11 protein-coding genes and 1 pseudogene are annotated in these 10,440 nt (G+C 39.7%); 10 read left to right on the forward strand and 2 right to left on the reverse strand.

What is annotated here, in order from left to right; genetic code table 11:
* From HP439_RS15230 to HP439_RS15275, 10 genes are all read left to right on the forward strand, one after another.
* A partial coding sequence (locus tag HP439_RS15230; RefSeq protein WP_172391196.1) for a TRAM domain-containing protein occupies nt 1-383 on the forward strand: 383 nt, incomplete at its 5' end.
* Between the two features lie 30 nt (nt 384-413).
* Nucleotides 414-1,676: a sigma 54-interacting transcriptional regulator gene (locus HP439_RS15235; RefSeq protein ID WP_172391197.1), complete on the forward strand. Its 1,263-nt coding sequence runs from the start codon at nt 414-416 to the stop codon at nt 1,674-1,676.
* Nucleotides 1,677-1,689: 13 nt separating this feature from the next.
* A complete protein-coding gene (locus HP439_RS15240; RefSeq protein WP_172391198.1) occupies nt 1,690-2,208 on the forward strand; it encodes an LptE family protein in 519 nt (172 codons plus the stop codon).
* A 5-nt stretch (nt 2,209-2,213) separates the two neighbouring features.
* Nucleotides 2,214-3,374, forward strand: a complete 1,161-nt coding sequence (locus tag HP439_RS15245; RefSeq protein WP_172391199.1) for a hypothetical protein — start codon at nt 2,214-2,216, stop codon at nt 3,372-3,374.
* A gap of 11 nt (nt 3,375-3,385) precedes the next feature.
* Nucleotides 3,386-3,751, forward strand: a complete 366-nt coding sequence (gene secG / locus HP439_RS15250) for a preprotein translocase subunit SecG (RefSeq protein WP_172391200.1) — start codon at nt 3,386-3,388, stop codon at nt 3,749-3,751.
* A 213-nt stretch (nt 3,752-3,964) separates the two neighbouring features.
* Entirely contained in the window at nt 3,965-4,240 is a 276-nt protein-coding gene (locus tag HP439_RS15255) for a co-chaperone GroES (RefSeq protein ID WP_172391201.1), read from the forward strand.
* A gap of 106 nt (nt 4,241-4,346) precedes the next feature.
* Nucleotides 4,347-5,984 carry a chaperonin GroEL gene (gene groL / locus HP439_RS15260; RefSeq protein WP_172391202.1) on the forward strand — a complete coding sequence of 546 codons (1,638 nt, stop codon included), beginning with the start codon at nt 4,347-4,349 and terminating at the stop codon, nt 5,982-5,984.
* Between the two features lie 199 nt (nt 5,985-6,183).
* Nucleotides 6,184-6,681, forward strand: a complete 498-nt coding sequence (locus HP439_RS15265) for a CD225/dispanin family protein (protein WP_172391203.1) — start codon at nt 6,184-6,186, stop codon at nt 6,679-6,681.
* A 28-nt stretch (nt 6,682-6,709) separates the two neighbouring features.
* Nucleotides 6,710-7,096 carry a DUF2752 domain-containing protein gene (locus HP439_RS19780; RefSeq protein WP_425501378.1) on the forward strand — a complete coding sequence of 129 codons (387 nt, stop codon included), beginning with the start codon at nt 6,710-6,712 and terminating at the stop codon, nt 7,094-7,096.
* 182 nt (nt 7,097-7,278) lie between these two features.
* On the forward strand, nt 7,279-8,391 hold the full coding sequence (locus HP439_RS15275) for an MBL fold metallo-hydrolase (RefSeq protein ID WP_246229382.1): 1,113 nt from the start codon (nt 7,279-7,281) through the stop codon (nt 8,389-8,391).
* A gap of 83 nt (nt 8,392-8,474) precedes the next feature.
* Here HP439_RS15275 and HP439_RS15280 read toward each other — a convergent pair whose 3' ends face one another.
* Together HP439_RS15280 and HP439_RS15285 are read right to left on the reverse strand one after the other, a co-directional pair.
* Nucleotides 8,475-10,046, reverse strand: coding sequence for a RagB/SusD family nutrient uptake outer membrane protein (locus HP439_RS15280; protein ID WP_172391205.1), 1,572 nt, complete (start codon nt 10,044-10,046; stop codon nt 8,475-8,477).
* A 21-nt stretch (nt 10,047-10,067) separates the two neighbouring features.
* Nucleotides 10,068-10,440: pseudogene (locus tag HP439_RS15285) on the reverse strand (SusC/RagA family TonB-linked outer membrane protein); the annotation flags it as partial.

Raw genomic sequence — 10,440 nt, forward strand, 5'->3', positions numbered from 1 at the left:
AACATCAGGAGACGTTATCCATGATGGATTATGTAAAATATGATTTCGCATATATGTTCGCGTATTCAGAACGTCCAGGAACTTTAGCTGCGAAACGTTTTGAAGACGATATCCCAGAGTCGGTGAAGAAGAGACGTCTGACGGAAGTAGTAAATAAACAACAGGAGCATAGTCTTTTTCGGTTACAGAACTTCGTAGGTAAAGTACAAAAGGTACTTATCGAAGGTTTCTCGAAACGTTCGGACCAAGATTACTGCGGCCGTAATGATCAAAATACAATGGTCGTTTTTCCAATAGACGCTCGTTTTAAACCAGGTGAGTATGTGAATGTACTTGCCGAACGGTGTACATCAGCAACATTAATTGGACGAATTGTAGACTAATGTCTCGTATGTTAACTCGGAGGAAGTATCGTGGATAATCAAGATATAAAGAATAGATTTGGAATAATTGGTAACTCACCATTACTCAACAGGGCAATGGACGTAGCTAAGCAGGTTGCTCCAACAGATATCTCTGTGCTTATTCAGGGCGAAAGTGGGTCGGGGAAGGAAGTCTTCTCCCATATTATTCATCAACTTAGTGCGCGTAAACATGGTTCATTTATCGCCGTAAACTGCGGCGCAATCCCTGAAGGTACTATCGATTCGGAACTCTTTGGTCATGAAAAGGGATCCTTTACCGGTGCGCACGAGGCTCGGAAAGGATATTTTGAAGTTGTTGATGGTGGGACGATTTTTTTGGATGAGGTTGGAGAACTTCCAATGGGGACACAAGCTCGTTTGCTACGTGTTTTAGAATCCGGTGAGTATATACGCGTTGGATCCTCGAAGGTACAGAAAGCGAACGTGAGGGTTGTAGCCGCTACGAATGTAGATGTTTACGAAGCTGTAAAGAAGGGTAAATTTCGGGAAGATCTTTATTATAGACTTAATACAGTTCCCTTGCGCATACCTTCGTTACGTGAGCGAAAAGAGGATATAAATCTACTGTTTAGAAAATTTATCGTAGATTTTTCAGATAAATATCGCACGCCGGGTATTCAACTCATGCCTGATGCGCAAGAGATGTTGATGAACTATTCTTGGCCGGGAAATGTACGACAGTTGAAAAACATCGCTGAACAGATTGCAGTTCTTGAGCAGGAACGTATTGTTACTGCAGCGATCATGTCAAAATACCTTCCTGTAGAAAACGTTTCTTCTCTACCGGTCTTCGTTAAGGAAAGTGCGAAGGAAGATTTTTCAGAAAGGGATCTGTTGTACAAAGTTCTCTTCGATATGAAGAAGGATATGGTCGATCTTAAAAAATTGGTAGTTGAACTGATTCAAAAAGGAGTAAATTCGGGTACCTTTGAACAGAATTCTCCGTATATAAATCAATTGTATGATGATGTTCAGCCGAATAAGCAGAATTATCTTAGTGAAGAGGCGTCTCATCCGACTTTAACGATACATAACCCGAATCAAAGCTCTAAAAATAACGGCGATTACATGTCGTATGAGACACAGGATGCGGAAGAAATTGAAGAGTCGTTGTCGTTAGTTGAAAAAGAGTCTGATCTGATTAAGAAAGCTCTTAAGAAGCATAAAGGGAAAAGGAAAGCTGCAGCAAAAGAACTTGGAATTTCTGAGCGAACTTTGTATAGAAAAATTAAAGATTTAAACTTAGATTAATAACTTAGCGGGTATGCGAAGAAATGTTTCCATTTTGTCTTTACTGGCAATGCTTTGTTTAGTGTTGTTTAATAAATGTGGAGTAAGCTATAGTTTTAGCGGGGGATCCATTCCTGAAAATATGAAAACAGTTAATGTGCAGTATTTTGAAAACATAGCGCCAATGGTGTACCCTACGCTCAGTCAAAATTTCACTGAAGGTTTAAAAGAGAGGATTCGAAGTCAATCAAGACTAAGTCAAGTGACAGGTGAAGCGGATGCTACTTTTGAAGGATTGATAACAGGATATGACATTAGTCCAGTAGCGGTTGAAGCGAATACTGATAGGGCAGCAATGAATCGTCTAACAATAACCATCAAAGTTACTTATACCAACCGTTTAGATGAGACGGGAGAGAGCAATTTTGAAGAAAGTTTTACGCAATTTAGAGAATTCGGCGGAACGGTAGCCGGGCAAGAAGAAACGTTGAATACTGAAATTATAAAACTATTAACCGAGGACGTTTATAATCGTGCATTTGCAAATTGGTAGGGAATATGAGTTTATCTTTTTCGTCTTTATATCGACAGGCATTAGCAAATCCATCCGAGTTGTCGCTGGAAGATTTGGAACTATTAATTTCCAAATATCCCTTTTCGCAACCGCTTTATTTTGCGCGAGAGCGGCGGCAGTATATCATGCAAGGAACCGTCGGAGAATTGACAGCTCAAGCCAAATTGTTAGCCAGTAGTCCTAACTGGTTGTTTGAATATCTGCAACTTCCGGTCGAGCATGTCCCAATATTGGAAGTGCTAGATGATGACTACGTTCCATTTGAGGATGTTGAACCGTTGGAAGAAGAGGGGTTGGAATTCAACGAGGTAGAATCGGAAGAATTTATTCATGAGCAGGAAATAGATAATGAAGATGTATCGTCCGGAGATAACATGGAGTCGGCACACGATTCAAAGGGAGAAACTCCTATTCCACAATTCAAATTTGAAAATTTCGAGCATAGATCTTTACCTGATCAACATCCCGAGGAAGAGTTAAATACGTTGGTTAATGAGGGTATTGGTGGCGGAGACTTTTTTGCACTTCACGTAGACCCTGTTGATGGCGAGCGAGAGCAAATACAACACTCACAGGATGATTTAGCGAACAAAACGGATAAAAAGAAGGAAGAAGACATCAGTTTGTATAATGACGAGCTTATGCCGTATAGTTTTCGCTGGTGGCTACATAAGACACGTTTAGAGTTTGCAGAAACGTATCAACCTTTTGCGAGTCCGAACCTACCGGTACGAAACAAACCTGCATTTGATGCCTCAGAGTTAGATCGTGTTATTTTGGATCAGCAGATCAGAGAAAATATAATTCATCTACAAGATCCTGAAGATAAATTAAGTGATTCGATCAAGCAGCGTGCGACAACGGATCGGAGTGACGATCGAACAACAGAAGTTATCGAACGTTTTATTCGGGAAGAGCCGCAAATTCAACCCCCTCCAGCTGAACAGCTAAATACAGAAAATAAGGCCCGTAAAAGTTCTGAAGAACAATTCGATTTGGTAACTGAAACACTGGCAGCTATTTATACGGACCAATCCATGTTTGTGAAAGCTATCGAAGTTTATAAAAAATTAATTGTAAGGTTTCCAGAAAAAAAATCGTATTTTGCGACCCAAATTAAGGAACTAGAGGAAAAACTATATTAACGAAATAAATAATGCAAACATTTTTAATTGTCCTGATCGTATTAGCAAGCGCATTATTAGGACTTATTGTATTGATTCAGAATCCAAAAGGAGGCGGATTGTCATCAGGATTTTCGGGAAGTTCTAATTTGATGGGTGTACAACGTACCGGAGATTTCTTAGAGAAAGGAACCTGGGGGTTAGCGATTGCCCTGATGGTGTTTTGTATAGCACTGAATATTTTAGGTCCATCTTCGGCAGGAACTTCAGCCGGGGGGTTGGGAGGCCAAATTGAAACACCTGTTCAAACATCACCATTGAACTTAAATAATTCTCCTGTAAAAGAACAAGCACCGGTAACGACTGAGACTCCAGTAGTTAAAGATTCTACTCAATAGTCATCAGATTACCAAGATAAAAAAAAGCTCCACATGTACATGTGGAGCTTTTTCGATTTTTAGTGACAGGTTGGCACGGCCTTCAATTATACTGTCAATATTGTTGACTCAAAAGTGAAAAAATGGCAAGAAATATTGTCTTTTACCCTTTGGCATAGTTGGTGCTATTGTGTATGAGAGATTAAAGTTAGTATAAAATAAAACTAAATAATTATGGCATTAAGCATTAAACCTATCGGAGACAGAGTTGTAGTAGAAGCAGCTCCTGCAGAGGAAAAAACAGCATCAGGTCTTTACATTCCAGACACAGCGAAAGAAAAACCATCTCAAGGTGTAGTGGTTGCAGTTGGAACGGGTAAGCCGGAAGAACCCCTTACTGTTCATGTAGGTGATAAAGTATTATATGGTAAATACGCAGGAACTGAAATCACATACGAAGGGAAAGAATATTTGATTATGCGTGAATCTGATATTTACGCAGTATTATAGTTGAAAAATCATATTTAAACGTAAACCAAAAGATTAATTGTGGTGGTGGTTACGACATATGAATGTTGTATTAAACACTAGACTTTGATAAATAATAATAATAGAAATGGCAAAACAAGTAAGATATAATGTTGAAGCGCGTGACGCACTGAAAAAAGGTGTTGATGTTTTAGCAAACGCGGTAAAGGTAACTTTAGGACCTAAAGGACGTAATGTAATTATAGAGAAAAAATTCGGTTCTCCAATGATTACCAAAGATGGTGTTTCTGTAGCAAAAGAGATCGATTTGAAAGATGCCCTAGAAAATATGGGTGCTCAGATGGTCAAAGAAGTTGCTTCTAAAACGGCTGACCAAGCGGGTGATGGTACAACAACTGCAACAGTTCTTGCACAAGCGATTATTGCTCCGGGTTTAAAATCTGTTGCGGCGGGTGCTAATCCAATGGATTTGAAACGTGGTATTGATAAGGCAGTATCAGTCGTTGTGGCTAATTTAAAAGGACAATCTCAAGAGGTTGGGGCCGACAATAATAAAATTAAACAAGTCGCTACAATTTCAGCTAACAATGATGATATAATCGGTTCATTGATTGCTGAAGCAATGGAGAAGGTTGGTAACGATGGTGTTATTACCGTTGAAGAAGCAAAAGGTACAGAAACTGAAGTGAAAACTGTAGAAGGTATGCAGTTTGACCGTGGTTATTTGTCTCCATACTTTGTTACTAATTCAGATAAAATGGAAGCTGATTTAGAAAATCCCTATATCTTGATTTACGACAAGAAAATCAGCAACATGAAAGAATTGCTGCCTATCTTGGAAAAACAAGTTCAAACAGGTAAACCTTTGTTAATTATCGCTGAGGATCTTGACGGTGAAGCGTTAGCGACATTAGTGGTTAATAAGATCCGTGGTTCATTGAAAGTAGCAGCGGTTAAAGCTCCTGGGTTTGGTGATCGTCGTAAAGCGATGTTAGAAGATATTGCTATTCTAACAGGCGGTACAGTGATTTCGGAAGAAAGAGGTTACAAATTGGAAAATGCGGAACTGTCATACTTAGGTCAAGCAGAGAAAGTTGTTGTTGACAAGGATAACACTACAATAATTAACGGTTCTGGTGTTGCTGATGATATCAAAGCGCGCGTTGCACAGATCCGTTCGCAAATTGAAAGTACTTCTTCGGATTACGATCGTGAAAAATTACAAGAACGTCTTGCGAAACTTTCGGGTGGAGTTGCAGTACTATATGTTGGTGCAACTACAGAAGTTGAAATGAAAGAAAAGAAAGATCGCGTTGATGACGCTTTGCACGCAACTCGCGCTGCGGTTGAAGAAGGTATCGTCGCTGGTGGTGGTGTTGCATTTATTCGTGCTACAGAAGCATTGGTAGGCCTTAAAGGTGCAAATGAAGATGAGACTATTGGTATTGATATCATCAGACGCGCTATTGAGGAACCTCTACGCCAAATTTGTAACAACGCGGGTATCGAAGGTGCTGTAGTTGTTCAAAAAGTTAAAGAGGGTACAGACGATTTCGGATATAACGCACGTACTGACGTGTACGAGAATTTAATTGGTGCAGGTGTAATTGATCCAACTAAAGTTTCTCGTGTAGCATTGGAAAATGCAGCATCTATTGCTTCAATGTTGTTAACAACAGAATGTGTGCTTGCAGATGAACCAGAAGAAAACCCAGTGGGAGCCGGAGCTCCTCCAATGGGTGGCGGAATGCCAGGCATGATGTAAGATTACGTCTTAAATTCAATATACATTATAAAAGCCTCGATATTTCGAGGCTTTTGTTTTAATCTCATTTTTTACTTTTTATTATGGTGCTTTGTCATGTTTATTTTACGGAGTCATTCTTTTTAGACCTTTAAATTGGAAAATATCTACTGTTTTTCGTGAAATAAATTATTAACTTTAATTATAATACGAGCGTAATATGCAAAAATACCATTATACAGATGGGGTTAATAGCTACGGTCCTCTTTCTATTTTGGAACTGAAGGCAAAGGGAATCACCGGCGATACCTATATTTGGACGGAAGGGATGCCTAATTGGGTTTTGGCAAAGACTGTTCCTGAGGTGGCAGATATTATTGAATCTGGGGATCAGCCATACTTTTCTACGAATGCGGGAGTCCCTCCTCAGTTTTCTCAAACGCAGCAAGAAGGTATGTACGGAAGACCGAATGGAAACCCTCCTAAAAACTATTTAGTGGAAACCATTTTGACAACAATTCTATGTTGTTGGCCAATAGGTATACCATCTATAATATATGCGTCAAGAGTTGAAAAGAAATTTTACCGTGGAGATATAAGGGGTGCTGAGCTGGATTCAGCTAGCGCAAAAAAATGGATGATAATAAACATTATCGCGTGTGTTGTACTATGGGTGTTCTATGGCATTTTGTTTGGAATTGGAGTTTTAGCGACGTAAATTCTAATGTATTTCTATGCTGATCAAAATGTTTTTCATTCGCTATAGATACTTTTGGTATGTATTGATCATCTTACTGACCGGTCTATTTCTTTATGTGTATTATCAATATGATCCTTTGGAATATGTTTGGTTTCCTAAATGTCCCATAAAAGCGTTTACTCATCTCGAGTGTCCCGGTTGCGGCTCACAGCGGGCGATTCATAGTTTGCTGCATGGTGACGTTGAAAGTGCGTTTTTTCACAACGCGTTAGTTTTGCCGATTATCCCTTATTTAATACTTGGATTTGGTTTTCAACTTATAAAACATCCTACTTCGCAGCAACTCTACTGGCGAAGGATCCTATTTGGCGAATGGGCTATTTGGATTGTTAGTGTAATCGTACTCTTTTATTTTATTTTTCGAAACTTGTAACGCCGATGCGTTCGTGCGTATAAATCGTTGCTCACATTATCTATTGACATCCGAGTGTCTTACGGAAAAATCTCGGTTGTATTATCTTCGATTTGTCTCTAGACGCACGAAGTTCTTTCTCTCAGTATGTATATAATCTCTCTAATCGCATCTTTGCGATAAATGGATTTTGGAAATTTTTTATGAAAAAAATATTTATTCGAATGATACAGGTTTTATTTGTTCTTTTAGGGTTATTAATAATTGGTACGATCATATATTTGCAGCATGATCGATTTGGAGGAACCCCTTCTAACGACAGGCTTGAGCGTATGAAAAATGCTGCTACCTACAGAAATGGAGCATTCCAGAATTTGGAAGAGACTCCAATGGTACCCGAAGGAGTAAGTACATTAGAAATGCTTCAAGGGTTCTTTTTTAACAAAGACAAGCGTAACGTTCCGAAAGATACTATTCCGGTTATGCAGACAAACCTTAAGAATTTGCCAATAGATAGCAATTTATATATCTGGTTTGGACATTCTTCCTATTTTCTTCAGATGGACGGAAATCGAATATTAGTTGATCCAGTATTTAGTAAGTACGCAACTCCAGTACGCATAAGTGTTCGTGCTTTCGATTATCAATACGAATATACGGCCGAAGATATGCCTAACATTGATATCTTGGTTATCACCCATGATCATTGGGACCATTTGGACTATAATACTTTTAAAAAGCTGCAACATAAAGTTAAACATATCGTGACGGGACTGGGTGTTGGAAGCCATTTAGAGAAATGGGGATTTCCTGCTGCGAATATCACAGAGCTTTACTGGGGTGAGTCGGCGGATGTAAATGAACTTAAATTTACTTCTACACCTGCGCGACATTTTTCTGGTAGGGCTTTTACGCGTAATACGACATTGTGGTCGTCGTTTGTTTTAAAAGGGACAAAGAATATTTTCCTTGGTGGAGACAGTGGATATGGGAAGCATTTTAGAGATATTGGGGCTGAGTACGGGCCATTTGATTTTGCGATCCTTGAAAATGGACAATACAATGAGATGTGGAAATATATTCACATGATGCCCGAGGAAGTTGTACTTGTGGCAAAGGAATTACAGGCACGTTACACTATCCCTGTGCACTCCGGTAAATTTCCATTAGCAAATCATGCGTGGGACGAACCGCTCATTCGTGTAAGTAAAGCTGCAAAAGAAAATAACGTGCCTATCATTACACCAAAGGTAGGGCAAGTTGTTAATTTTGGAGATATCCCAATTAATGAGGAATGGTGGAAGGGAATTCGTTAAATGACATAGATCGTCGTATTGGATTGAAAGTATAAAGGGGCTTTGCAAAGTAAAAGCCCCTTTATAGAATGATTTAATGAAGTCTAATACCCTTGATTTTGCGTTAGATTAGGATTTACCGGTATTTGCTGACTAGGAATAGGGTATACCAATGTTTTTGGATCTGGATCTTCCTGTTTTTCTTGCCAAGCTTGGAGGAATTTTCCGAATCGGATGAGGTCTTGACGTCTCCATCCTTCCCAGTATAATTCTCTTGCACGTTCATCGAGCAAATTGTCTAACGTTAGCGAGCTTAGGGCTGCTACTCCTCGTGGAACACGAATTTTGTTGATCAAAAGCAATGCCTCAGCACTTGTGCCTGTCCCACCTCGTAATATAGCTTCGGCCTGCATCAGGATTACGTCGGCGTAGCGATAGACAACCCAGTCGTTGTTCCGTTGGCCATTACTTTCATAGTCAAAAGCATACTTTAATGGTCTAATTCCAGCAGTTTCTAACGTTGCTCCAGATGTTCGTATTGTAACTTCTCTGGTGAACTTCAATGGTGCATTAGATGGGTTACGTGCCATGAGCGGTTTGTTCGTTGACCAATTGTATTGTTGGCCTTCAAAAAAGCCAACATTTTGACGACGAAATTCTCTTTTTCTATTTGAAGTTGTGTCCGCGGCGTATTCGTAATATATTCCTCTTCTTTCGTCCGTTGCGGCGAATTTATCGTAATAATCTGATAAAGTACACCAACCATTCCAACCACCGGGATTCATATTGTAATGGGCTATAGTATTCCACGTTCGATCAACATTTCCACCCCGGACGCCATTTTCGTTGTATAATGTAAAAATGTTTTCTGTCGACTTTTGATCATTGTCAGGTGCAAAATTATCGAAATATTTTCCTTTAGGCGAAATGCTATAGCTACCTGAGGCAGTAATTTCTTTGGCTAAAGCAACGACGCGGTTCATGTCAGCGGGGTCGAACGTCGGAGATTGACGATTATTGAAGGTGCCTCGGTTTAAATGCACTTTCATCAGTAAAGCTCTGGCGGCATTTTTGCTTGCGACATACGCAGTTTTCGGAGTTCCTTCGGGAAGGTTTGGCATGGCTTCGGTTAGCTCACTAATGATATAATCCATTGCTTGATCAGGATTCATTACAATCGGAGGAATTCTATAATCATCTAGGGATTCTCCTTCACGTAATGGCGCTGCCCCAAATAAATCAATAAAATCAAAGATTGCAACTGCTCGAATAAAGCGGGCTTCAGCCTCCTGTTGCGCTGACGGTTTAAACCTTAATACATTTGTCGCGTTGAAAACGAGTGTACCTAAGCTCACAAATGTATTATTCATGTAGCCATTGTCTGCATTCCATTCATGTAGATGTATTGAACGGTGCATACCGTTATCATCCCAATCGCCTCCTCGTGTTGGAGCCATGGCAGCGTCGGTTGATATCTCTTGTAATACCCATCGTTGCTCTTGTTGGTATGGAGTATTAAAGGCGGTGTAAGCCGATGTTAAAAGTGCTGCAGGATCAACGATTTCGCCACTTCCTTCTTCCAGTTCGCCTCGAAACTCTTCTTCAAGCTTTGTACACGATGAGTTGAAGGTTATAAGACCCGCTAACGTTATGTAGATTATATATTTAGATTTCATAACTGTATGTTCTTTTTTGAGTTAAAGTGAAAAATTAACACCAAGTAAAATGCTTCTTGCTGGAGGATAAGGTAGATATTCAATCCCTAATGAAGCAATCCCTCCGGTTGATCCGTCCGTATTAACCTCGGGATCAAAACCTGTATATTTGGTTATCACAAAGAGGTTTTGACCGGTAAGCGAAATATTGAAATTTTTAAAAGTATTCCCGATATCGCCGACTCTGTAGCCCAACGTCATATTTGCAAGTTTCATATAATCGCCTTTTTCAAGATAGCGAGTCGAAGGTGCTGCGGAATTTGAAGTCGATTCTTTTACACTAGTGTCAAAAAATGATGAACCGATGTTCCTGGATGATAGGTTGCTTATACCCAATGTTGTTGCCGCTGTGTTG

The sequence above is a fragment of the Sphingobacterium shayense genome, from assembly GCF_013179575.1.
GTDB classification, from domain to species: Bacteria; Bacteroidota; Bacteroidia; order Sphingobacteriales; family Sphingobacteriaceae; genus Sphingobacterium; species Sphingobacterium shayense.